This window comes from Streptomyces sp. NPDC091287 (assembly GCF_044768525.1).
Classification (GTDB): Bacteria; Actinomycetota; Actinomycetes; order Streptomycetales; family Streptomycetaceae; genus Streptomyces.
In genome coordinates this window covers 103,219-126,151 of sequence record NZ_JBIVUV010000006.1, presented here as the reverse complement: position 1 = coordinate 126,151, position 22,933 = coordinate 103,219, and the positions used below count along the sequence as shown (strand labels likewise).

Genomic DNA, 22,933 nt, shown 5'->3' with positions numbered 1-22,933 from the left:
TGGCCCGCATGGCGGGCAGGACGCGGAGCAGGAGCGTGACGTACGGGCAGCTGATGCTGTTCGCCGCTCTGCTGTTCGGCATCGTCACCATGCATACGGTCGGGCATCCGGCGGAGCACGGCGGCTCGACGCCCTCGCCCCCCGCCTTGAGCGAGCACATGGCCCAGGCCCCCGGCCCGGCGCAGAACCCGGTCATGAACCCGGTCATGAACCCGGTCATGAACCCGGCTCAGGACCGGGCCCTGATCCCGGCTCAAAGCCCGGCCCAGGGCCCGGCCCACGCCCTGCCTTCGGGCGTCGCCGACGCTCAGCAGCAGCAGCCGCCGCACGACTCCCCCGGCTCCGGCGCGCCCATGAGCGGCATGGATCCGCTCTCCGTCTGCCTCGCCGTCCTCGGTGCCTGGGGCCTCGCTCTCCTCGGTTCCTGGCTGCTCGGGCTGCGCGCCGACGGACGGCCTCTCGGTACGCCGGTGGGTGCGGGGCTGCTGCGGGCCCTGCGGCCGGTTCCGCCGCCCCGGATATCGGTGCTGGCCAGCGTCTCGGTGCTGCGTATTTAGGAGTGGGCGTTTCACCTCCGCCCTCCCTCCTTGACACGTGACATCTCCGTCACAACAGTCCTTCAGTTCTTCAGTTCTTCCGAGGTGTATTCAGCATGCCCACGCAACCCACTCGACGCGCCGTGCTCGGCGCCGCTCTCGCCGTCGCCGGCACGGGAGCCCTCGCCGCCTGTTCCGACGGCGGCGGCGATCACGGCGGAGGCCACTCCCCCGGCGGAGCGCAGGACTCCCAGAGGTACGTCTCGCCCGGCGGCAAGGAAGTCGAGGCGGCCGAGGCGGCGCGCGGCTCCGGACCCGTGCGCAAGGTCTCCCTCACCGCCACCCGTGCCCGGCTCGACCTCGGCGGCGGGCGGACCGTCGCCTCCTGGGCGTACGGGGACCGGCTTCCCGGGCGCGAGGTGCGAGTGACGGCCGGCGACACGCTCGCCCTCACCCTCGCCAACCATCTGCCGGAGCCCACCTCCCTGCACTGGCACGGCCTCGCCCTGCGCAACGACATGGACGGGGTCCCCGGGCTGACCCAGCGGGACATCGCGCCGGGGGCCGACTTCGCCTACCGGTTCGCCGTGCCGCACCCGGGGACGTACTGGTTCCACCCGCACTCCGGCGTCCAGCAGGACCGGGGGCTGTACGCGCCGCTGATCGTCGAGGACCCGAAGGAGCCGTTGGCGTACGACAAGGAGTGGGTCGTCGTCCTCGACGACTGGGTCGACGGGGTGGACGGGTCCACTCCGGACGCCGTCCTCAAGGAGCTGTCCGGGGGCATGGGCGGCGGGATGGATCACGGCGCGCACACCATGTCGGGCGAGGGGGACGAGACGGACGCGGCGGCCGGGAGCGGTGACGGGCCCTCGCGGATGATGATGGGGGCCACCAGTGACCTGCTCGGCGGGGACGCCGGTGATGTGGCCTACCCGCACTACCTGGTCAACGGGCGGGTGCCGCAGGACCCGTCCTCCTTCTCCGCGCGGCCCGGCGACCGTATCCGGCTGCGGATCATCAACGCCGGTGGCGACACCGCCTTCCGGGTCGCGCTCGGCGGGCACCGGATGACCGTGACGCACACCGACGGGTTCCCGGTCCGGCACACCACGGGTGACGCGCTGCTGCTGGGGATGGGTGAGCGGTACGACGTCCTCGTCACCGCCGGCGACGGGGTCTTCCCTCTGACCGCGCTGGCCGAGGGGAAGAAGGCCGGGAAGAAGGAGGCGTCGGCGCTGGCCTTGCTGCGGACCGGCAGCGGGGCCGCGCCCGCCGCCTCCGTACGGCCGAAGGAGCTGGACGGGAAGCTGGTGGAGGCGGGGCGGCTGGCGCCGGACCCGTCGGTGGCGCTGCCCGCCCGGGCGCCGGACCGGACGATCCGGATGCGGCTCACCGGCGGGATGGCGAAGTACGACTGGGCCTTCGACGGGCAGCCGTACAGCGCGAAGCACCGGCGGCCGGTGGAGGCGGGCGAGCGGGTGCGGGTGTCTTCGACAACGGGACGGCCATGTGGCATCCCCTCCATCTGCACGGGCACACCTTCGCGCTCGGCGGGAACGCCGCCGGGGCCCGCAAGGACACCGCGATCGTGCTGCCGCACCGGTCGCTGACCGTGGAGTTCGACGCGGACAACCCGGGGCTGTGGATGGTCCACTGCCACAACGTCTACCACGCGGAGGCGGGGATGATGACGGTCATCGGGTATCGCGGCTGACCCTGCGATTCTTGGCGGGTCGGGGCTGATAGCCGCTTCGACCTGCGGTTTCGGTGGGCCGGAGCAGATTTTGCCCGGCCCACCGGGACATCGCGTCAGAAAGACGATTACACTGGGCGGCGTGCCTCAACTACGCCTCGCACTGAATCAGATCGACTCCACCGTCGGCGACCTCGCCGGCAACGCTGAGGCGATCGTCCACTGGACCCGGCACGCCGCCGAGCAGGGCGCTCACCTGGTGGCGTTCCCCGAGATGGTGCTGACCGGATACCCCGTCGAGGACCTGGCCCTGCGGTCGTCCTTCGTCGAGGCCTCGCGTCAGGCGCTCCGCGCGCTGGCCGCCCGGCTCGACGCGGAGGGCTTCGGCGAACTGCCGGTCGTCGTCGGCTACCTGGACCGCTCCGAGCACGCCGCGGCGCGCTACGGGCAGCCCGCCGGCTCCCCGCGCAACGCCGCCGCCGTGCTGCACCGCGGCGGGATCGCGCTCAACTTCGCCAAGCACCACCTGCCGAACTACGGGGTGTTCGACGAGTTCCGGTACTTCGTGCCGGGCGACTCGATGCCCGTCGTCCGGATCCACGGCATCGACGTGGCCCTCGCGATCTGCGAGGACCTGTGGCAGGACGGCGGGCGCGTCCCGGCCGCCCGGTCCGCCGGGGCCGGGCTGCTGCTGTCGATCAACGCCTCGCCGTACGAGCGGGACAAGGACGACACCCGGCTGGAGCTGGTCCGCAAGCGGGCCCAGGAGGCCGGCTGCACGACGGCCTATCTGGCGATGATCGGCGGCCAGGACGAGCTGGTCTTCGACGGCGACTCGATCGTCGTCGACAAGGAGGGCGAGGTCATCGCCCGCGCCCCGCAGTTCTCCGAGGGCAGCGTCATCCTCGATCTGGAGCTGCCCGCCGCCGAGGCCGTGGCGCCCTCCGGTGTGGTGGACGACGGGCTGCGCATCGACCATGTGGTGCTGTCCGACCGGCCCCTGGACGCGTACGAGCCGGAGCTGGCGGGCGGGTACGCGGAGCGGCTGGGCGACGAGGAGGAGATCTACTCCGCGCTGGTCGTCGGGCTGCGCGCGTACGCCGCGAAGAACGGTTTCAGCAGCGTGCTGATCGGGCTCTCCGGCGGCATCGACTCGGCGATCTGCGCGGCCATCGCCTGCGACGCGCTCGGCGCTCAGCACGTGTACGGGGTCTCGATGCCGTCGAAGTACTCCTCGGACCACTCCAAGGGCGACGCGGCCGAGCTGGCGCGGCGGACCGGGCTCAACTTCCGCACGGTGCCGATCGAGCCGATGTTCGACGCGTACATGGGGTCGCTCCAGCTCACCGGGCTCGCCGAGGAGAACCTCCAGGCGCGGCTGCGCGGCACGATGCTGATGGCCCTGTCCAACCAGGAGGGGCAGATCGTGCTGGCGCCGGGCAACAAGTCCGAGCTGGCGGTCGGCTACTCCACGCTGTACGGGGACGCGGTCGGCGCGTACGGGCCGATCAAGGACGTCTACAAGTCGTCGGTCTTCCGGCTGGCGAAGTGGCGCAACCGGGCCGCCGAGGAGCGGGGGCAGACCCCGCCGATCCCGGAGGCCTCGATCACCAAGCCGCCGAGCGCGGAGCTGCGGCCGGGGCAGGTCGACACGGACTCGCTGCCGGACTACGACGTCCTGGACGCGATCCTGGAGATGTACGTGGACCGGGACCAGGGTCTTGACGCCATCGTGGCGGCCGGGTTCGACGCGGAGCTGGTGGCGAAGACGCTGCGGATGGTGGACGCGGCCGAGTACAAGCGGCGGCAGTATCCGCCGGGGACGAAGATCTCGCCCAAGGGGTTCGGGAAGGACCGGCGGCTGCCGATCACGAATCGCTGGCGCGAGTCGTCGTAGCGGGTGGCGGGCGGTTACCGGGGGCGTCCGGTGGCCGCCTCTGTCCTCAAGCGCCGGACGGGCTGAGTGTGTACCTGGCCCGTCCGGCGCTTCGTTCTGTCCTCAATCGCCGGACGGGCTGGAATGGCCGGGCGGGCCCAGCGGGGGCGAGCGTGCGGGCCCACCCCGCCCAGGCATTCCGCCCTCGAACGCCGGACGGGCTGGAGTGGGTGCCGGGCCGGCCCGAGTGGCCCGTCGGGGCCGGGCCTACTTCGCCGCACGCCCGTCCGCCGTAACGGTTCCGTCCTCAAACGCCGGACGGGCTGGAGTGGGTGCCGGGCCGGCCCCGGCGACCACCCGTGACGTCTTCGGCGCGTCCCGGTCCAGGTAGCCCGCTGTCGCCGCGACGGCCAGGCCGATCACGGCCAGCACCGCGCCGACCAGGGCCGGGGATGTCCAGCCCCAGCCCGCCGCGATGGCCACGCCGCCCAGCCAGGCGCCGCCCGCGTTGGCCAGGTTGAACGCGGAGTGGTTGGAGGCGGAGGCCAGCGTCGGGGCGTCCTTCGCCTTGTTCATCACCAGCATCTGGAGCGGGGTCGTCGTCATGAAGCCGACTCCGCCCAGCAGCACCACCATCACCAGCGCCGCCCACTGGACGTGCACCGTGAACGGGAACACCACCAGGATCACCGCGAGCGCGCCGAGCGATCCGTACAGGGTCGGGCGCAGCGCCCGGTCCGTGAGGGGGCCCGCGGCCAGGGCGCCCAGGGTCATCCCGATGCCGAAGAGGGCCAGGACCAGGGTGACCGAGGATTCGCCGAAGCCCATCGCCTTCGTGGTCATGGCCGAGAGGTACGAGTACACCGCGAAGACCCCGGCGAAGCCGAAGACGGCGGTGAGCAGGCCGAGGATCACCTGACGGTTGCCGAGGGCGCGCAGTTCGCGGCGGACGTCCTGGTGCGCCTCGACGGGGATGTGCGGGACCAGACGGGTGAGGGCCGCCATCGCGGCGAGGCCGATCGCCGCGACCACGAGGAAGGTGGCCCGCCAGCCGAGGTGCTGGCCGAGCAGGGTCGCCGCGGGGACGCCGACGATGTTGGCGACGGTCAGGCCGAGGAACATCGTCGCGACGGCCCGCGCCTGGCGGCCCTCGGAGACCAGCCGGGCGGCGACGACCGCGCCGACGCCGAAGAACGCGCCGTGCGGGAGGCCGGCGAGGAAGCGGCCCGCGATCAGCCAGCCGAAGTCCGGGGCGAGCGCGGAGGCCAGGTTGCCGACGGTGAACAGTGCCATCAGGAGCAGGAGCATCCGCTTGCGCGGGACCCGTGAGCCGAGGCCGGTGAGCAGGGGCGCACCGAGGACGACGCCGATCGCATATGCCGACACGAGGTATCCGGCGGTGGGCACGGACGTGCCGAGGTCGTCCGCCACGTTGGGCAGCAGCCCCATCATGACGAACTCCGTCGTGCCTATGCCGAAGGCGCTCACGGCCAGGGCGAGGAGAGCCAGGGGCATGGGGAGGGGACCTTTCATCGAAACGGGAGGCTGGGGACGCGGGAGGCCCGGGGCGCGCGCCGGGAACAGCAGGAAGCCGTTGCCGGGGCACGCGGGGTGCCGGACAACGGCTCACGCCATATGTAAGTTACCGGAACAAATTCTCGCAGATGTTTATGCCGGGGCGCCTACCGGCAGGTGAACGGCTCGTTGCGGCCGTCCCGCCGGACCCACCCCGGCCCACGGACCCACCCGGCCCACGGACCCACCGGGCCCACCGGACCCGCCGGATACGTCACAGCTCCACGCGGGCCGCGATCGGGAGGTGGTCGCTGTCGGTCGCCGCGAGGGTCCAGGAGGCCAACGGCTCGACGCCCTTGACCATGATCTGGTCGATCCGGGCCATCGGGAACGAGGCCGGCCAGCTGAATCCGAAGCCGTCGCCCGCCGCGCCCTGGGTGGAGCGCATCTGCGCGGTGACCGCGTTCAGCGAGCGGTCGTTCATCGTGCCGTTCAGGTCGCCGAGCAGGACGACGCGCTCCACCCGTTCGTCCGCGATGGCCTCGCCGAGCGCGTCGGCGCTGTTGTCGCGCTGGTTGGCGGTGAACCCGGCGTGCAGCTTCACGCGGACGGACGGCAGGTGGGCCACGTACACCGCGACGTCGCCCTGCGGGGTCCTGACCGTCGAGCGCATCGCCCGGGTCCAGCCCATCTTGATGTCGACGGGCTTGGTGTCGGCCAGCGGGTACTTGCTCCACAGGCCCACGGTGCCCTGGACGGAGTGGTACGGGTAGCGGTCGGCCAGCGACTTCTCGTACGTGGAGACCTGCCTGCCCGGGAGTTCCTGGAGGGCCACGACGTCCGCCCCGGAACCGGCGACCTGCTGGGCGGTGCCGTCGGGGTCGGGGTTGCCCGCGTTGACGTTGTGGGTGGCGACGGTGAGGTCGCCGCCGCCGCCGGACTTGTCGGTGAGCAGGCCCCCGAAGACGTTGAGCCAGACCACGGCGGGCAGCAGCAGCGCGATCACGGCGGTCGCCGAGCGCCGCAGCAGGCCGAGGATCAGCAGCACCGGGATGAAGAGCGCGACCCACGGCAGGAACGTCTCGACGAGGCTGCCGAGGTTGCCGAGCCGGTTGGGGATCTGCGCGTGGACGACCATCAGCAGGGTCAGCAGCACCGAGCAGAGGGCCAGCACGATCCCGCGCCGCCAGACACCCCGGTCGGACCTCAGCCTGTCCCACAGGCCCCGGAAGCGGGACCCGCCGGCCTCCGGCTGCCCCGTGCTGCCGTGGTCCGTGTCCGCTCCGTACGCCTGCACCATCGCGCTGTCCTCACTGCCTTGCCCTGCACATCGCCGCGCCCTCGACCCTAGGCGATGAGCGGCGTCTTTCCGGCCGTCGGCCCCCGGACCCGCCCGACGTCCCCACGACCGTACGGAGTGCCCGTACGGAAAGCAGGACGACGGAGGCGGGACGCCGGGTTCCGGTACGGGGCCGGCCAGGGGGCTCCTGTGACAGAACGGTCACACTCGTACGGGGGCGAGCCCTCCCAGCAGGGCGGCGATGACACGGTCCACGAGGTCCTCGGGGAGCGGCGCGTCTGGGCGGTGCACCGTGCGGACGAGCATGGGGCCGACGAACAGGTCGTCGATCAGCTCCACGTCGAGGTCGTCGCGGAGTTCCCCCGCGGCGACGGCGCGCCCCACCGCCTCCAGCATCGCGACCCGACGGGGGGCGATCACCGTGCCGAAGTACTCCTCCCACAGCTTCGGATGGCTCTTCATCTGGGCGAAGATGTTGACCAGGAGCACCGAGGAACGCTGGGCGAGGCCCCGGGTGCGCATCGATTCCAGCATCACGCGCACGTCGGCGAGTCCGGCGGTGCCGGAGACGGGCGGGTCGGTGGGCTCCATGTCGCGTACGACGTCGACGAAGAGCTCCTCCTTTCCGCTCCAGCGCCGGTAGATGGTGGCCTTGCCGACGCCCGCGGTGCGCGCGATGCGCTCGATGGAGAGGCCCGCCAGTGGCTCGCCCGCCTCCAGGAGGGCGATGACGGCGTCCAGAATCGCCCGCTCCGCCGCGGCGGAGCGGGGCCGTCCGCGGCGGGGCTCCGGATCCGCCGCCCCGGCCGGCGGCTCGCCGCCGTCCCGTGCCCCGCACCGGTCCCGCTCGCCGTCCTGGCCTTGCACCTGAAGCCGCCTCTCGCCGCGCTGTCGTCCCGCGTACGTCCGCGGCTGTCGCCCCGGTACGTACATCGCCCCGATTCTCGCCGACCCGGGAGGCCCGGAGCGACGGCCCCGCCGGCCGACCGCGGCCTGCGGGGCCCGCCTGCCCCGGTCCCCGTGGGAACAGCCGCGGCCGTTCCCACGGGGCCGGCCGCGGCCCACAGGACCCGCCCCGGCGCACCGGGCGTCAGCGGTGCAGCTTCTCCTTCGCGGGCGGGGCTTCCGCGGTCCCGGGGGCCCCGGTCGCTGCCGGGGTCCGGCCGGGCAGGAACAGGCCGACGACGACGGCGCCGATCAGGGCGACGGCCGCCGAGCCGAGCGCGGTCACGTGCATGGCGCTGATGAACGCGTCGTTGGCGGCGGCGACCAGCGGCTTTCCGGCCACCGGGCCGAGCTTCTCGGCGACGCCGAGGGTGGCCTCGATGGACTCGCCCGCCACGTCCCTGACCCCGGCCGGGACGGCGCCGAGGTGACCCTCGATGTCGCCCCGGTAGACGGTGGACAGCACCGAGCCGAGCACCGCGATCCCGAGCGCCCCGCCGACCTGGCGGAAGGTGTTGTTGACGGCGGATCCGGAACCGGCCTTCTCGCGGGGCAGCGCCTGCATCACGGCGACGGTGACGGGCGGCATGATGTGCGCCATCCCGGTGCCCTGGACGAAGAAGACGAGGCACATCACCCACACCGGCGTACCCGTGTCGAACAGGGCGAACGACGCGAGTCCGGCGGCGACGAGCAGCATGCCGACCGTGCAGACCGCGCGGGCGCCGAAGCGGTCGACGACCAGCCGGGCCCGGGGCGCGAAGATCATCTGGGCGGCGGCGAGCGGAACGATCAGCAGGCCCGACTCCAGGGCGGTGTAACCGCGCACGCTCTGGAGGTAGAAGGCGGAGAAGAAGGTCACGCCCATGAGCGCGAAGAAGACCAGCGCGATGGCGGCGACGGCGGCGGAGAACGCGGGCTCGCGGAAGTACGTGACGTCGATGGCCGGGTGGCTGCTGCGCTTCTCGTGCCAGACGAATCCGGCCAGCACCAGCAGTCCGCCCACGATGGCGAGAAGGACGGTGGTGTCGGTGAAGTCGGCCAGTTCGCCGCCCCGGATGATCCCGTACACCAGCAGGACCAGGCCCACGATGGACAGCGCGACACCCACGGGGTCGACCTTGCCGGGCTTCGGGTCGCGGGAGTCGGGGACCAGGATCGCCATGGCGACGAGGGCGATCACGACCACCGGGACGTTCACCAGGAAGATCGAGCCCCACCAGAAGTGCTCCAGGAGCAGCCCGCCGGTGATCGGGCCGATGGCGATGCCGAGCCCGACGCTGCCCGCCCAGATGCCTATGGCCTTGGGCTGCTCGTCGCGCTCGAAGACGTTCATCAGGACGGCGAGGGTGGCGGGCATCACGAAGGCCGCGCCGAAGCCCATCAGCGCACGCCAGGTGATGAGCTCACCGGGCGAGGCGGAGAAGGCGGCCAGTGCCGAGCCGATGCCGAAGACCAGGATGCCGGCGAGGAGGACCTTCTTGCGGCCGATCCGGTCGCCGAGCAGGCCCGCGGTGAACAGCAGCCCGGCGAAGACGAGCGTGTAGGAGTTGATCGCCCACTCCAGCTCGCTCTGGGTGGCGCCGATGCCGGTGGGGGCGGGGCTCGCGATCGTCTTGACCGCGACGTTCAGGATCGAGTTGTCCAGCACCACGATGAGCAGGCTGAACATGAGGACGGAGAGGATCCACCAGCGGCGGCGGTGGATCGCCTCGGGAACACGGGGCGCGGCGGCGGGAGCGCCGGACGGTATGGACATGGGGAGGATCCTAGCCTCATTTCGATACGAGACCGTCTCGTATTGTTAAAAGTTCTCCCGTCGGCCACCGCTCGGACACGTGTGCGGGCCCACTTCCCGAGTGATGGGGCGGGATGCCACCATGGAAGGGATCCGGGGACGCCGTCAGGGCGCCTCGAGATGACGAAGGAGCCACCGGCCATGTCGCTTCAGGCTGCACAGAATCCGTCTTCCCCCACGGGCACTCCCACTTCCCCCACGGGCACCTCAGCCTCCCCCGCAGGTGCGTCCGCCGACAGCAGCAAGGCGCTGTACGGAGGGAAGTCCACCCGCCGCATCACCGTTCACGACATCGCCGCCGCCACGGAGCGCGGCGAGAAGTGGCCGATGCTCACCGCCTACGACGCGATGACCGCGTCCGTCTTCGACGAGGTCGGCATCCCGGTCATGCTCGTCGGGGACTCCATGGGCAACTGCCACCTCGGCTACGAGACCACCGTGCCCGTCACGATGGACGAGATCGCCATGCTGTCCGCCGCCGTCGTCCGGGGCACCAAGCGCGCCCTCGTCGTCGGCGACCTGCCCTTCGGCTCGTACCAGGAGGGTCCCGTCCAGGCGCTGCGCAACGCCACCCGGCTGGTCAAGGAGTCGGGCGTCGGCGCGGTCAAGCTGGAGGGCGGCGAGCGGTCCCACGAGCAGATCCGGCTGCTGGTCGAGGCCGGCATCCCCGTCATGGGCCACATCGGCCTGACCCCGCAGTCCGTCAACGCGATGGGCTACCGGGTCCAGGGGCGCGGCGAGGAGGCCGCCCAGCAGCTGCTGCGCGACGCCAAGGCCGTGCAGGACGCGGGCGCGTTCGCCGTCGTGCTGGAGCTGGTGCCCGCCGAGCTGGCCGCCGAGGTCACCCGTACGCTGCACATCCCGACCGTCGGCATCGGCGCCGGTTCCGCGACCGACGCCCAGGTCCTCGTCTACACGGACATGGTCGGACTGACCGGCGGCAAGGTGCCGCGCTTCACCAAGCAGTACGCGAACCTGCGCCAGGTGCTCGGCGACGCCGCGAAGGAGTTCGCGGACGAGGTCGTCGGCTCCACGTTCCCGGCGCCGGAGCACACCTTCCACTGATGCCCGCGCACTGACCCACGGGCCTTCCGACGCGCTTTCGTCCCGCGCCCACCAGCCATTTCCCGCACCACCGACAGCCCGCCGACATCCCCCATCGGCGGGCTGTCGCCCGTCCGACGCCCGGTTCCCGGCCGTGTCGGCGGCCTGTCGGCGAGCTGTCGGTGGGCGCTGGTCTGCTGGTGGACATGGAACGAATCGACAAGAACCCCAGCAGCGGCCGGAACGCCGTCGAGGTGCGGGGGCTGGTCAAGCACTACGGCGAGACCAAAGCACTGGACGGCGTGGACCTCGACGTCCGCGAAGGCACCGTCCTCGGTGTGCTCGGCCCCAACGGCGCCGGCAAGACCACCCTCGTACGCTGCCTGTCCACCCTGATCACCCCCGACTCCGGCCACGCGGTCGTCGCGGGCTTCGACGTGGTGAGGCAGCCCCGGCAGCTCCGCCGCACCATCGGCCTCACCGGGCAGTACGCCTCGGTCGACGAGAAGCTCTCCGGCTGGGAGAACCTCTACATGATCGGGCGGCTGCTCGATCTGCCCCGCAAGAAGGCGCGGGCCCGCGCCGACGAGCTGCTGGAGCGGTTCTCGCTCACCGAGGCCGCCAAGCGGGCCTGCATGGAGTACTCCGGCGGGATGCGCCGCCGGCTCGACCTGGCCGCCTCCATGATCGGCAGCCCCTCCGTTCTCTACCTGGACGAGCCGACGACGGGGCTCGACCCCCGGACCCGTAACGAGGTCTGGGACGAGGTGCAGCGGATGGTCGCCGAGGGCGCGACCGTCCTGCTGACCACCCAGTACATGGAGGAGGCGGAGCAGCTCGCCAAGGAGCTGACCGTGATCGACCGCGGGAAGATCATCGCCCGGGGCGGGGTCGACGAACTGAAGGCGAAGGTCGGCGGACGCACCCTCCAGATCCGGCCCTCGGACCCGTCGGAGCTGGCCGCGATGGCGCAGGCGATCCGGGAGGCGGGCCTCGACGGCGTCGCCGGTGCGCAGGCGGTGCCGGACGAGGGCCTGCTGTACGTGCCGATCCTCAGCGACGAGCAGCTGACCGCCGTCATCGGGCTGCTGGGCGTCCGGGGCTTCTCCCTCGCCCATGTCGCAACCGCCCTGCCCAGCCTCGACGAGGTGTTCCTCGCGATCACCGGCGACAAGGCCACGCCCCTCTCCGACCAGGCTCCCCAGGAGGTCGCCGCATGAGCACCACGACACTGCCCCCCGCCCCCGCCGGGGCCGCGGGCCCCGCGCCGTCGAAGCCCGCGGTGGCCGACGAGGGCCGCATCGGTCTGCGGGCCAATCTGCGGCACATCGGGGCGCTGGCGCGGCGCAATCTGCTCCAGATCAAGAAGGACCCCGAGTCGATGTTCGACGTCCTTCTGATGCCGATCATCTTCACCCTGCTGTTCGTGTACGTCTTCGGCGGCTCGGTCGGCGGCAGCCTCGGCGGGAACCGGCAGGACTACCTGAACTATCTGGTTCCCGGGCTCATGGCGATGATGGGCATGAACATCGCCATGGCCGTCGGCACCGGGGTCAACGACGACTTCCGCAAGGGCGTCATGGACCGGTTCCGGACGATGCCGATAGCCCGCTCCTCGGTGCTGATCGCCAAGATCGTGGTCGAGCTGGGCCGGATGATGGTCGCCATCACCATCCTGCTCGCGATGGGCTTCGCCCTCGGCATGAGCCTCGGCACGTCCGTGCTCGGACTCCTGGCGGCGGTCGCACTGTCGGCGGTGTTCGGCGCCGCCATCATGTGGATCTTCATCGTGCTCGGGCTGGCCATGAAGACGGCCCAGGCGGTCCAGGGGATGGGAATGCTGGTGCTGATGCCCCTGCAGTTCGGATCCTCCATCTTCGCGCCGCCCACGACCATGCCGGGCTGGCTCCAGACGTTCACCGACTACAACCCGCTGTCCAATCTGGCCGACGCGGTGCGGGGCCTGATGATGGGCGGCCCGGTCGCGAACTCCGTCTGGGTGACGCTCGCCTGGGCGGCGGGCATCACGCTGGTGATGGCTCCGCTGGCGGTGTCCAAGTTCCGCAAGAAGGCCTGAGCGAGTGGGCCTGAGCCAGCAGGCCTGAGCAAGTGGCCTGAGCCTGAGCGAGTGGGCCTGAGCAAGTGGCCTGAGCGAGTGGGCCTGAGCAAGTGGCCTGAGCGAGTGGGCCTGAGCAAGTGGCCTGAGCAAGTGGGCCCGAGCGCAGAAGCGTTACGCCGGAGGGCTGCGCCGGTACGTCTCCGCCAGGGCGGTGGCCTCGTCGAGAGTGAGGCCGCCGCCCTCCTCGTACGCCGCCGCGTACGCCGCGTCGTCGTCGAGCCGGTCCCGGGCGGCCTGCTCGGCGAGCACCGAGTTGCGCTGCTCCATCATGCTCGGCACGTGCCCCTTCGGGAGGAGGGTCGCCTGGAACGCCAGCAGTCGGGCGGCGTCCTCGGCCGCTCCGGGGCCGCCGAATCCGGCGAGCGCGTGGGCGATGGCCGTCAGGTGGGCCGAGGGCATCTGCGGGGCCACCATCATCGACAGCGGCTCCCGAGCACCTTCCAGCGCGATCAGCGCGTTGTCGAGGGCGGAGGCGTGGGCGCCGTCGAGGTTGTCCAGCCAGGCCAGCACGCCGTAGACGAATCCGCCGAAGATGGCGACATCGCGGGACCTGAAGTCCTCGCGGACCAGGTGCGCCTGCCGGCGGGCCTCGTCGACCCTCCCCTGGAGCCCGAGGACGAACCCCAGGTGCATACGGGCCATCGGTGTCGCCTCATGGCCGGACTGCCGGCCGTTCTCGGTGACGTCACGCAGGATGGCCTCGGCCTCCGGGAGGCGGTCGAGCTCGATGAGGGCTCCGGCGTACCGGGCCCGCAGCAGCGCCGCCTGGCTCTGGGCGCCGATCTTCCGCGCGTACTCCACGGCGGCCCGGTAGTCGTCCAGGGCCGCCAGGAAATCCCCGGCGCGCTCGTTGGCCTCCCCCCGCGCGGAAAGAGCCTCGGCAGCGCCCCAGTCGTCGCCCAGCCGGGTGTAGATCTCCAGGCTCTCGTCGGCGTCGGCACGCGCGTCCGCCACCCGCTCGGGGCTGTTGGACAGCAGGTTGGCGCGGGTGTGGAGCGCGGAGCCCAGCTCCCACTCGCCGCCATGGACCCGGGAGGCCCGGACCGTCTCGTCGAGCACCGAGTACAGCCGGTCCATGTCGCCGGTGAGCATGACCGCGAACAGCCAGAACGATCCGGGCATGCGACACGTCTGCGGCATGCCGGGCCGGTAGGTGTCCGTGATGATCCGCAGGCGTGCCTTGCCCTCGGGGGTCGACCATTCGCTGATCGCGTCGTCCGCACCGGCCAGTTGGAGCAGCGCCACTCCGCGCCGCGCCTCCGCGAGCTGTTCGTCGTCCATCGGCGGCGGCCGGTCGGTGGCCGCTTCCAGGAGCGCCGGGGCCCGGACGCCGGGCGGGGCGAAGGGGTCGGGGCCGAGCGAGGACGCGAGCTCGCTCCACTGGCGGGCGTCAGAGCGCAGGTCCCGCAGCATCCAGTACCAAGACATCGACAGCACGATGCAGAGGGCCTCGTGCTCCTCCCGGGCTGCGACGGCGTGGCGGAGCGCGGTACGGATGTTCTCGTATTCACGCTGGAAGACCGCGATGGCCTCCCGCTGTCCGAAGCCGCGCATCCGCGGCCCGGTGATCCGGGCCAGCTCCCGGTAGTGGACCAGGTGGCGCCGCTCGACGGCGTCCCGTTCGGCGGCCTCCTCCAGGCGTTCCGCGGCGTATTCGCCGACCGTCTCCAGCAGCCGGTAGCGCATCTCCTCGTCGTCGCCGGGCGCGGCGACGACGAGGGACTTGTCGACCAGGGACCCGAGCAGGGCGGCGACGTCCAGGGAGTCGACGGCGACACCGTCGTCGGGTGCGGGCAGGGCGCAGACCTCCTCGGCGGCGGCGAGGGAGCAGCCTCCGGCGAAGACGGAGAGCCGGCGCAGCACGGCGCGTTCGGCGGCGTCCAGCAGGTCCCAGGACCAGTCGACGACGGCGCGCAGGGTCTGCTGGCGGGGCAGCACGGTCCGGCTGCCGTTGGTGAGGAGGCGGAAGCGGTCGTCGAGCCGGTCGGCGATCTGGCGGGGGGTGAGCATCCGCAGCCGGGCGGCGGCCAGTTCGATGGCGAGCGGCAGCCCGTCCAGGCGGCGGCAGATCTCGGCGCAGGCGGCCGCGGTCGCCCCGTCCGCGTCGGTGCGGAAACCGGGGCGGGCCGCCGCCCCGCGCTCGGCGAGCAGACGCAGCGCCATCGGGTCCGGCAGCGGGTCGACGGGACGGACGAACTCGCCCGGCACGCCGAGGGGTTCGCGGCTGGTGGCGAGGACGGTGAGCTGCGGGCAGTGGGTCAGCAGCCGCTCGGCGAGGGCGGCGGCCGCTCCGATGACGTGCTCGCAGTTGTCCAGGAGGAGGAGCATCCGGCGCGGGGCGCAGTGTTCGGTGAGGCGTACGAGGGGGTCGGCGGCGGTGCGGTCGGTGGCCCGCAGCTCCTCGGCGCCGGCCCCGCGCAGCACGGTCTCGCGGGCGCCGAGCGCGGTCAGGACGGCTTCGGGCACGCTCTCCGGGTCGTCGACCGGCGCCAGTTCGGCGAGCCAGACGCCGTCGGGCCAGCTCTCGGCGGCGGCCTCCGCGGTCTCCTGGGACAGCCGGGTCTTGCCCGCGCCGCCGGGGCCGAGCAGGGTGACGAGGCGGCTCCGGGCGAGGTCGTCGCGGAGCGCGGCGATGTCGCTGTCGCGGCCGACGAAGCTGGTGAGCCGGGCCCGGAGGTTCCCGGGCGGAGCCGGGGCCGGGGCCGCCGGGGAGAGGGCCGCGCCCACGGCGGGCGGGGCGCCCGTGGTGGGGCGGGGTGCGGGCCCCGGCGCGGGCGGTGCGGCCGGTTCCTGGTGGAGCAGCTCGGTGTGCAGGGCCCGCAGGCCCGGGCCCGGGGCGGTGCCGAGGCGGTCGTCGAGCAGGGCGCGGACCTCCTCGTACGCGGCCAGCGCCTCGGCGGGGCGCCCGGCGTCCCGCAGGGCCGTGATGCGCAGGACCTGGAGCGGTTCGTCGAGCGGGTGGGCGTCGCAGAGCACGGCCAGCTCCGGCAGTGCCTCGCCCGCTCTCCCCAGGGCGAGGAGGGCCCCGAACCCGGCGCGTCGCGCGTCGAGCCTGCGGGCCTCCCAGCGGGACGCCTCCGCCGCGCGGTCGGGCAGATCGGCGAGGGCGGGCCCGTGCCACAGGGCGAGGGCCTCCCCCAGGAGGGCGAGGGCACTCGACGCGTCGCCGTCCTCCAGGGCCCGGCTTCCCTCCCCCGCCAGGCGTTCGAAGCGGTGCAGGTCCACGGCGTCCGGCGGGGCGGCGAGCCGGTAGCCGCCCTCCACGGACTCGACGGCGCTCCGGCCCAGGGCCCGCCGCGCCCTCCCGACCAGGGCCTGGAGGGCGCCGGCCGCGTCGGCGGGCGGGTCGCCGTCCCACACCTCGTCGACGAGGACCCCGGCGGGGACGGTCCGGCCGGGGCGCAGCGCGAGCACGGTGAGCAGGGCGCGCAGCCGCGCCCCGCCGAGGGGGACGGCCGTGCCGTCGTCGCGGAGTGCCCGGGTGGTGCCGAGGATGCAGTAGCGCACGGGCCCATTGTCCGTGACGGAGAGGGGCGCGGCGTTGACCGGGTGGAACTCCACAAGCTGTTTCCGGCGTTCCAGCCCTGTCGGACCGTACGATCCCCCGTCCCCCGTCCCGCGTCCCACGGCCGGGCCCCCACGCCGTACAGTCCCTCCCCCGCCCCCTCACCCCAGGAGCCGAACGCCGATGACCACCGCAGCCACCCGCGGCGACCGGAGGATCAGCCCGGTCTTCCTCGGTATCGCCGCCGTCACCGCGGTCGCGGGCTGGGCGGTGTGGACGGGTTTCGCGGACGCCACCGGCTTCGCGGTGTTCCTGTTCGTCACCGGGGCCTGGATCGTCTCGCTCTGTCTGCACGAGTACGCGCACGCCCGGACCGCGCTGCACAGCGGGGACCTCTCGGTCGGGTCCAAGGGCTATCTGACGCTCAACCCGCTGAAGTACACGCACGCGCTGCTCAGCATCGTGCTGCCGGTGCTCTTCGTGATCATGGGCGGGATCGGGCTGCCCGGCGGCGCGGTGTACATCGAGCGCGGCCGGATCCACGGCCGCTGGAAGCACAGTCTGATCTCGGCGGCGGGCCCGCTGACGAACGTGGCGTTCGCCATCGTGTGCACGGCCCCGTTCTGGCTGGACGCGCTCGACGGGGTGCCGCTCGCGTTCCGCTACGCGCTGGCTTTCCTGGCGATGCTCCAGGTGACGGCGGCGATCCTGAACTCCCTGCCGATCCCGGGGCTTGACGGGTACGGGGTGATCGAGCCCTGGCTCTCGTACCGGATCCGCCGCCAGGTGGAGCCGATCGCGCCGTTCGGGCTGATCGCGGTGTTCGCGATCCTGTGGATCCCCGAGGTGAACATCGCGTTCTTCGACGCGATCCACGCGCTGCTGCGCGGGCTGGGCGTCGAGGAGTTCCAGCGGTACTGCGGTTACGACCTGTACCGCTTCTGGCGGGGCCTCTTCGACGAGCAGGACCCGGGCTGTGCGGTGGGCTGACCGCGCGGCGCCTCGTTCAGGCCTGCTCGTTCAGGCCTGCTCGTTCAGGCCTGCTCGTTCAGCCCGACTCGTTCAGCCCGACTCGTTCACGCCGTCGCGTTCAGGCCGCGTCGGCGGCGACGGCCAGCCGGTGCCTGCGGATGTAGAACCAGGTCATGTTCGACGAGAGCCCCGCGACGAGCACCCAGACGATCCCGAGCAGGCTGCCCTGCGCGAAGGAGACCACGGCCGCCACGACGGCGAGGACGCAGACGACGAGGGCGTAGAGAGCGATGCGGGGCATGGGGGTCGACTCCTGTCGGGAACGGGTCGCGGTCCCGTCCAGTGTCCCCCATGCCCCGTTGTGCCCTGACCGGGCCCGGCGCGGGGCCGGTCAGACGTCGGTGGTGCGCAGTCCGGCGTGGGCCTTGTAGCGGCGGTTGACCGAGATCAGGTTGGCGACCAGCGACTCGACCTGGTGGGCGTTGCGCAGCCGCCCCGCGAAGATGCCCCGCATGCCGGGGATCCGGCCGGCCAGCGCCTGCACGAGGTCCGTGTCGGCCCGGGCCTCGCCCAGGACCAGCACGTCGGTGTCGATCTCCTCGATGGACTCGTCTTGGAGCAGCACGGCCGAGAGGTGGTGGAAGGCGGCGGTGACCCGGGAGTCCGGCAGCAGGGCGGCGGCCTGTTCGGCGGCGCTGCCCTCCTCCGGCTTGAGGGCGTAGGCGCCCTTCTTGTCGAAGCCGAGCGGGTTGACGCAGTCGATGACGAGCTTGCCGGCGAGTTCCTCGCGCAGGGACTGAAGCGTCTTCGCGTGGCCGTCCCACGGCACCGCGACGATCACGATGTCGCTGCGCCGGGCGCACTCCGCGTTGTCCGCGCCCTCGACGCCGAAGCCCAGTTCCGCCGCGGCCTGCTCGGCGCGGGCGGCGTCCCGGGAGCCGAGGGTGACCCGCTGCCCGGCGCGGGCGAGCCGGTAGGCGAGGCCGCGCCCCTGCGGGCCGGTGCCGCCGAGCACGCCCACGCTCAGGGCGGAGACGTCGGGGAGGTCCCAGGGGTCCTTGGCGGGGGGCTTGGGCGCGCTACCGCTGTCCTGTGTAGTCATGGGCCCGACCCTACTGCCAGGTAGCCCCCGGGAGGCCGTCGCTACGGGCCCCCGGCCCCGCTCCCCGCCCGCTCCCCCCTCGGCCCTCCGTTCGGGTGAGGGAGGGGTCGGCGGGCGTCGGCGGACCCCATCAGCCGGTCCGGCGGGCGGCACGGAATATCGGCTTGCCGGAAACGCCCGGCAGTGCGGATCATGGCCCTTCGTGACCTCAGCGCCTCCCTCGCCCTCCCCCTCCCCCTCCTCCTCACCGCCGTCGGCCCGGATCCGCGCCCTGCTGCCGGACCTCTCGCCGTGGCGCTCCTCGGCGGACTTCCGGCTGCTGTGGGTCCAGGGCCTGATCACGTACTTCGGCAGCTTCATGGCGCTCATCGCGCTGCCGCTCCAGATCAAGGACCTCACGGGTTCCCCGCTCGCGGTCGGGGCGATGGGCGCGGTGGAGCTGGTGCCGCTGGTGGTCTTCGGGCTGTACGGCGGGGCGCTCGCGGACTCGGTGGACCGCCGCCGGGTCATCCTGCTCACCGAGGCGGGGCTCGGGGTGCTCGCCGCGATGCTGCTGGTGAACGCCCTGCTCCCGGAGCCGCTGCTGTGGCCGCTGTACGTGGTGGCGGGCGGGGTGTCCGCGCTCGCCGGGCTCCAGCGGCCCGCGCTGGACTCCCTGATGGCCCGGATCGTGCCGCACGCCCAGCAGACGGCGGCGGCCGCGCTGAACTCGCTGCGCTGGCAGATCGGGGCCATCGCGGGCCCGGCGCTGGCCGGTCTGGTGGTGGCGTACGCCGGTCACGGCACCGCGTACGGGGTGACGGTGTGCACGTTCGCCGCCTCCGTCGTGCTCTGTCTGCGGCTCTCCCCCGCCCCGCCGGCGCGGGACGCGCAGAAGCCGTCGCTGCGCGGGATCGTCGAGGGGGCGCGGTACGCCTGGAGCCGGCCGGTGCTGCTGGGGACGTACGCGATCGACATGGCGGCGATGTTCTTCGCCTTCCCGAACACGATCTTCCCGTTCCTCGCGGACGATCTGGACGCGGAGTGGTCGCTGGGCCTGATGTACGCGGCGGGCTCGGTCGGCTCACTGGCGCTGGGGCTGACCAGCGGCTGGACGAGCCGGGTGCGCAGACACGGGCTGTTCGTGGTGTTCGGTGCGGCGGCGTGGGGGCTGGCCATCGCCGCGGCGGGCTGGTTCTCCAGCGTGTGGGTGGTGCTGCTCTGCCTGGCCGTCGCGGGGGCGGGCGACATGCTGAGCGGGCTGGGGCGGGCGACCATCTGGAACCAGACGATCCCGGAGGAGCTGCGGGGCCGGCTGGCGGGCATCGAGGTGCTCTCGTACAGCGTCGGCCCGCAGCTGGGCCAGGTGCGGGCCGGGGCGATGGCGGGCTGGACCGGGACCCGGTCGGCGATCTGGACGGGCGGGGTGGCGTGCGTGGCGTCGGTGGTGCTGTTGACGGCCGCGCTGCCGAAGTTGGTGCGGTACGACTCGGAGACGGATGAGGACGCGGTGCGGAGGCGGGAGGCCCGGGCGAAGGGGTGACCCGGGGCTCCGCCCCGTACCCCCCGCTCCTCAAGCGCCGGAGGGGCTGGAAAAGATGTCCTCAATCGCCGGACGGGCTTGGGATACCCCCGGACGGGCTTGGGATACCCCCGGACGGGCTTGGGTTACCCCCCGGACGGGCCCGGGTTGTCCCCGGGTGGGCTTGATGGGCCCTTGTTCTCGTCGTGCCATTTGGGGTCGGTGTCCCACTCCAGGTTCCGGTCGCGGGCCGTGTCCATCGCGTGTTGGGCCGCTTCTCGGGAGGTGTAGGGGCCGAACCGGTTCTGCGCAGGGCACTCCGGGCCTTCCTCGACCTTCTTGTGTTCCAGGCAGTAGTACCATTCGCCCGGTTTGCCTACCGTGCGCTTCTTGAACAGGGCCATCGACGGCTCCTTTCCTTATCGCCATGGTGCCCCGGGGCCGCTGGTTAGACTCGCTGGCATGTCTGGCCAGTCGCTTCTCGTACCAGGGGAGATCACTCCCGTCCGTTCCGTCCCCGGAAACATCCGGCGTCCCGAGTACGTGGGGAAGCCGGCCCCGACGCCGTACACCGGCCCGGAGGTCCAGGACTCCGACACCGTGGAGCGGATGCGCGTCGCGGGCCGTATCGCCGCGCAGGCGATGGAGGAGGCCGCCAAGCACATCGCCCCGGGGGTCACCACGGACGAGCTCGACCGGGTCGCCCACGACTTCATGGTCGATCACGGCGCGTACCCCTCGACGCTCGGCTACCGCGGCTTCCCCAAATCGCTGTGCACCTCGCTCAACGAGGTCATCTGCCACGGCATCCCCGACTCCACCGTGCTGCGCGACGGCGACATCGTGAACCTGGACGTCACCGCGTACATCAACGGCGTGCACGGCGACAACAACGCCACCTACCTCTGCGGCGACGTGGACGAGGAGTCGCGGCTGCTGGTCGAGCGGACCCGGGAGTCGCTGAACCGTGCCATCAAGGCGGTCAGGCCCGGGCGCCAGATCAATGTGATCGGCCGGGTCATCGAGTCGTACGCGAAGCGGTTCGGCTACGGGGTCGTCCGCGACTTCACCGGGCACGGGATCAACTCCTCGTTCCACTCCGGCCTGATCATCCCGCACTACGACAGCCCGCACGCCACCACGGTGATGCAGCCGGGCATGACGTTCACCATCGAGCCGATGCTGACGCTGGGCACCCACGAGTACGACCTGTGGGAGGACGGCTGGACCGTGGTGACGAAGGACCGGAAGCGGACGGCCCAGTTCGAGCACACGCTGGTGGTCACGGAGACCGGAGCGGAGATCCTCACCCTCCCGTAGGTCACCCCGGAATTCGCATGACAGGACTCTCCCCTCCCTCTGCGCGTAGCCTTTTACCGACAGACAGTCGGGAACCAGTTGACTTAGGTAAACCTAAGTAGGAGGATCGGGCGTATCGGCACGCGCCGTCGCGGCGGTCGCTGCCGATATATCCGTCTCTTTCTGGACTTCCCGTCCCCCTCGGTCCCCGGAGGCCCGCCTTGGACGCAACCGCCACCGTCACTCCCTTCTCGACGCTCATCCGCACCGCGTCGCACGAGCAGCACACCGAGGCCGAGACCTCGACCTTCATGAGTGACCTGCTCGGCGGGCGGCTGGGAGTGGACGCCTACACCCGCTACACCGAGCAGCTGTGGTTCGTGTACCGGGCACTGGAGGAAGGCGCGGAGGCCCTGCGCGAGGACCCGGTGGCCGGTCCCTTCATCCAGCCGGAGCTGATGCGCTCCACCGAGCTGGAGCGCGACCTGGCGCACCTGCGCGGGGCCGACTGGCGCGAGGGTGTCGAGCCGCTGCCCGCCACCGCGGCGTACGCGGCCCGGGTCGCGGAGTGCGCGCGCACCTGGCCCGCCGGTTACATCGCCCACCACTACACCCGCTACCTCGGCGACCTCTCGGGCGGTCAGATCATCCGCGACAAGGCGGAGAAGACCTGGGGCTTCGAGCGCAAGGGCGACGGCGTGCGCTTCTACGTCTTCGAGGAGATCACCAACCCGGCCGCGTTCAAGCGGGGTTACCACGAGCTGCTGGACGCGGTGAACGCGGACGACCTGGAGAAGCAGCGCATCATCGAGGAGTGCAAGCGGGCCTTCGCGCTGAACACCGCGGTCTTCCGCGAACTGGGCGAGGTCTTCCCGCTCAGCGCGTGACCGGGCGCGGGCGAGTGCGCCCGGGAGCAGGTGGCTCCACCGGCTTCCGGTGGAGCCACCCGCGTGACCGGGGCAGGACGACCGGCAGCGGGACGCCCCGTCCCGGGTTCAGCCCTGGACGGCCATCAGGACGCGGCCCCCGACCTCCACCGTGCCGTCCGGCGCGGGAGCGGTGAGGATCTGGGAGCCGCGTCCTTGTGTGATGTTCAGGGCCCGGCCGAGCCGGGCGCTGAGCAGCAGGGCCGCCGCGCCCGTCGCCTCGTCCTCGACGATCGCCTCCCCGCGCCTCGGGAAGGCCCGTGCGCGCACCCGCCCGGCCGCCTCGTCCTCCCAGGCCCAGGCGTAGAGCCACCCATCGCCCGGCGGCGGGCCCGGCAGCGCCTCGATCTCGGCGGCGCTCCCGTACTGCTGGAGCGTGCGCGGCGGGACCCACTCCGGGCGGGCGGTGATCCAGGTGAACTCCCCGTCCTGGCGCGCGAACACGTCCCCGACCGCCAACTCCAGGACCTCCAGGTCCAGCAGCCACGCGGCGCCCACCAGCGGGTGCCCGGCGAACGGCAGCCGGAGCCCCGGGGCGTGGATGTCCACCCGCCCGCGCTCCGGGTCGTCGACGAACACGGTCTCGCTGAAGCCCAGCCGCCGGGCGAGGAGTTGCCGGGAGGCCTCGTCGGGGTGGTCGCGTCCCTCGCGTACGACGCCGAGGGCGTTGCCGTACCGGCCGTCGGGTCCGCAGAACACCCGCAGGACGTCGATGCCCCGGGGTACGTCGTAGTCGCTCACGGGGGCATTCAAGCACTGCCGGGGCGGCGGGGCGGGAACCGCGGGGTACGGCAGCGGG

The 22,933-nt window shown here is 72.4% G+C and carries 18 protein-coding genes and 1 pseudogene; 10 read left to right on the top strand and 9 right to left on the bottom strand.

Annotation, left to right across the window (positions count from 1 at the left end):
• Window positions 1–8 precede the first annotated feature (8 nt).
• From ACIQRW_RS11680 to ACIQRW_RS11670, 3 genes and pseudogenes are all read left to right on the top strand, one after another.
• Window positions 9–557, top strand: coding sequence for a hypothetical protein (locus tag ACIQRW_RS11680; RefSeq protein WP_403757731.1), 549 nt, complete (start codon window positions 9–11; stop codon window positions 555–557).
• Window positions 558–652: 95 nt separating this feature from the next.
• Window positions 653–2,253, top strand: a pseudogene (locus tag ACIQRW_RS11675) (multicopper oxidase family protein).
• 121 nt (window positions 2,254–2,374) lie between these two features.
• Window positions 2,375–4,129 (top strand): NAD+ synthase, encoded by a 1,755-nt coding sequence (locus tag ACIQRW_RS11670; protein ID WP_097964690.1) that lies wholly within the window; start codon window positions 2,375–2,377, stop codon window positions 4,127–4,129.
• Window positions 4,130–4,375: 246 nt separating this feature from the next.
• On the opposite strand, the gene ACIQRW_RS11665 is transcribed toward ACIQRW_RS11670, so the two are convergent.
• From ACIQRW_RS11665 to ACIQRW_RS11650, 4 genes are all read right to left on the bottom strand, one after another.
• A complete protein-coding gene (locus ACIQRW_RS11665; protein WP_403757728.1) occupies window positions 4,376–5,623 on the bottom strand; it encodes an MFS transporter in 1,248 nt (415 codons plus the stop codon).
• A 274-nt stretch (window positions 5,624–5,897) separates the two neighbouring features.
• Window positions 5,898–6,923, bottom strand: coding sequence for an endonuclease/exonuclease/phosphatase family protein (locus ACIQRW_RS11660; RefSeq protein WP_403757725.1), 1,026 nt, complete (start codon window positions 6,921–6,923; stop codon window positions 5,898–5,900).
• Between the two features lie 201 nt (window positions 6,924–7,124).
• Window positions 7,125–7,790 carry a TetR/AcrR family transcriptional regulator gene (locus ACIQRW_RS11655; protein ID WP_403757722.1) on the bottom strand — a complete coding sequence of 222 codons (666 nt, stop codon included), beginning with the start codon at window positions 7,788–7,790 and terminating at the stop codon, window positions 7,125–7,127.
• A 223-nt stretch (window positions 7,791–8,013) separates the two neighbouring features.
• Window positions 8,014–9,627 (bottom strand): DHA2 family efflux MFS transporter permease subunit, encoded by a 1,614-nt coding sequence (locus ACIQRW_RS11650; RefSeq protein ID WP_403757719.1) that lies wholly within the window; start codon window positions 9,625–9,627, stop codon window positions 8,014–8,016.
• Window positions 9,628–9,807: 180 nt separating this feature from the next.
• Here ACIQRW_RS11650 and panB point away from each other — a divergent pair, with 180 nt between their 5' ends.
• The 3 genes from panB (at window position 9,808) to ACIQRW_RS11635 (ending at window position 12,787) form a co-directional block, all read left to right on the top strand.
• A complete protein-coding gene (gene panB / locus ACIQRW_RS11645; protein WP_403757717.1) occupies window positions 9,808–10,731 on the top strand; it encodes a 3-methyl-2-oxobutanoate hydroxymethyltransferase in 924 nt (307 codons plus the stop codon).
• Window positions 10,732–10,916: 185 nt separating this feature from the next.
• Window positions 10,917–11,930, top strand: coding sequence for an ATP-binding cassette domain-containing protein (locus ACIQRW_RS11640; RefSeq protein WP_403757714.1), 1,014 nt, complete (start codon window positions 10,917–10,919; stop codon window positions 11,928–11,930).
• The gene (locus ACIQRW_RS11635) at window positions 11,927–12,787 is read left to right on the top strand and encodes an ABC transporter permease (RefSeq protein WP_403757711.1); all 861 of its coding nucleotides are present in this window, start codon (window positions 11,927–11,929) and stop codon (window positions 12,785–12,787) included. The genes ACIQRW_RS11640 and ACIQRW_RS11635 overlap by 4 nt, the downstream gene beginning before the upstream one ends.
• A gap of 153 nt (window positions 12,788–12,940) precedes the next feature.
• Here ACIQRW_RS11635 and ACIQRW_RS11630 read toward each other — a convergent pair whose 3' ends face one another.
• Window positions 12,941–16,336, bottom strand: a complete 3,396-nt coding sequence (locus tag ACIQRW_RS11630) for an AfsR/SARP family transcriptional regulator (protein ID WP_403757709.1) — start codon at window positions 16,334–16,336, stop codon at window positions 12,941–12,943.
• A 181-nt stretch (window positions 16,337–16,517) separates the two neighbouring features.
• Here ACIQRW_RS11630 and ACIQRW_RS11625 point away from each other — a divergent pair, with 181 nt between their 5' ends.
• Entirely contained in the window at window positions 16,518–17,324 is an 807-nt protein-coding gene (locus ACIQRW_RS11625) for a site-2 protease family protein (protein WP_403757705.1), read from the top strand.
• A gap of 100 nt (window positions 17,325–17,424) precedes the next feature.
• On the opposite strand, the gene ACIQRW_RS11620 is transcribed toward ACIQRW_RS11625, so the two are convergent.
• Both ACIQRW_RS11620 and npdG read right to left on the bottom strand, forming a co-directional pair.
• Window positions 17,425–17,607: a hypothetical protein gene (locus ACIQRW_RS11620; RefSeq protein ID WP_402011958.1), complete on the bottom strand. Its 183-nt coding sequence runs from the start codon at window positions 17,605–17,607 to the stop codon at window positions 17,425–17,427.
• Window positions 17,608–17,697: 90 nt separating this feature from the next.
• Window positions 17,698–18,408 (bottom strand): NADPH-dependent F420 reductase, encoded by a 711-nt coding sequence (gene npdG / locus ACIQRW_RS11615; protein WP_215111823.1) that lies wholly within the window; start codon window positions 18,406–18,408, stop codon window positions 17,698–17,700.
• A 202-nt stretch (window positions 18,409–18,610) separates the two neighbouring features.
• Here npdG and ACIQRW_RS11610 point away from each other — a divergent pair, with 202 nt between their 5' ends.
• Window positions 18,611–19,930 carry an MFS transporter gene (locus tag ACIQRW_RS11610; RefSeq protein ID WP_403757702.1) on the top strand — a complete coding sequence of 440 codons (1,320 nt, stop codon included), beginning with the start codon at window positions 18,611–18,613 and terminating at the stop codon, window positions 19,928–19,930.
• 125 nt (window positions 19,931–20,055) lie between these two features.
• Here the strand turns inward: ACIQRW_RS11610 and ACIQRW_RS11605 are convergent, their stop codons facing one another.
• Window positions 20,056–20,313, bottom strand: a complete 258-nt coding sequence (locus ACIQRW_RS11605) for a hypothetical protein (RefSeq protein WP_403757699.1) — start codon at window positions 20,311–20,313, stop codon at window positions 20,056–20,058.
• A gap of 58 nt (window positions 20,314–20,371) precedes the next feature.
• On the opposite strand from ACIQRW_RS11605, the gene map reads away from it, so the two are divergent.
• Window positions 20,372–21,229, top strand: a complete 858-nt coding sequence (gene map / locus ACIQRW_RS11600; RefSeq protein WP_026290553.1) for a type I methionyl aminopeptidase — start codon at window positions 20,372–20,374, stop codon at window positions 21,227–21,229.
• A 200-nt stretch (window positions 21,230–21,429) separates the two neighbouring features.
• Window positions 21,430–22,095, top strand: a complete 666-nt coding sequence (locus ACIQRW_RS11595; protein ID WP_403757696.1) for a heme oxygenase (biliverdin-producing) — start codon at window positions 21,430–21,432, stop codon at window positions 22,093–22,095.
• 108 nt (window positions 22,096–22,203) lie between these two features.
• Here ACIQRW_RS11595 and ACIQRW_RS11590 read toward each other — a convergent pair whose 3' ends face one another.
• A complete protein-coding gene (locus ACIQRW_RS11590; protein ID WP_403757693.1) occupies window positions 22,204–22,875 on the bottom strand; it encodes a PhzF family phenazine biosynthesis protein in 672 nt (223 codons plus the stop codon).
• Window positions 22,876–22,933: the final 58 nt, after the last annotated feature.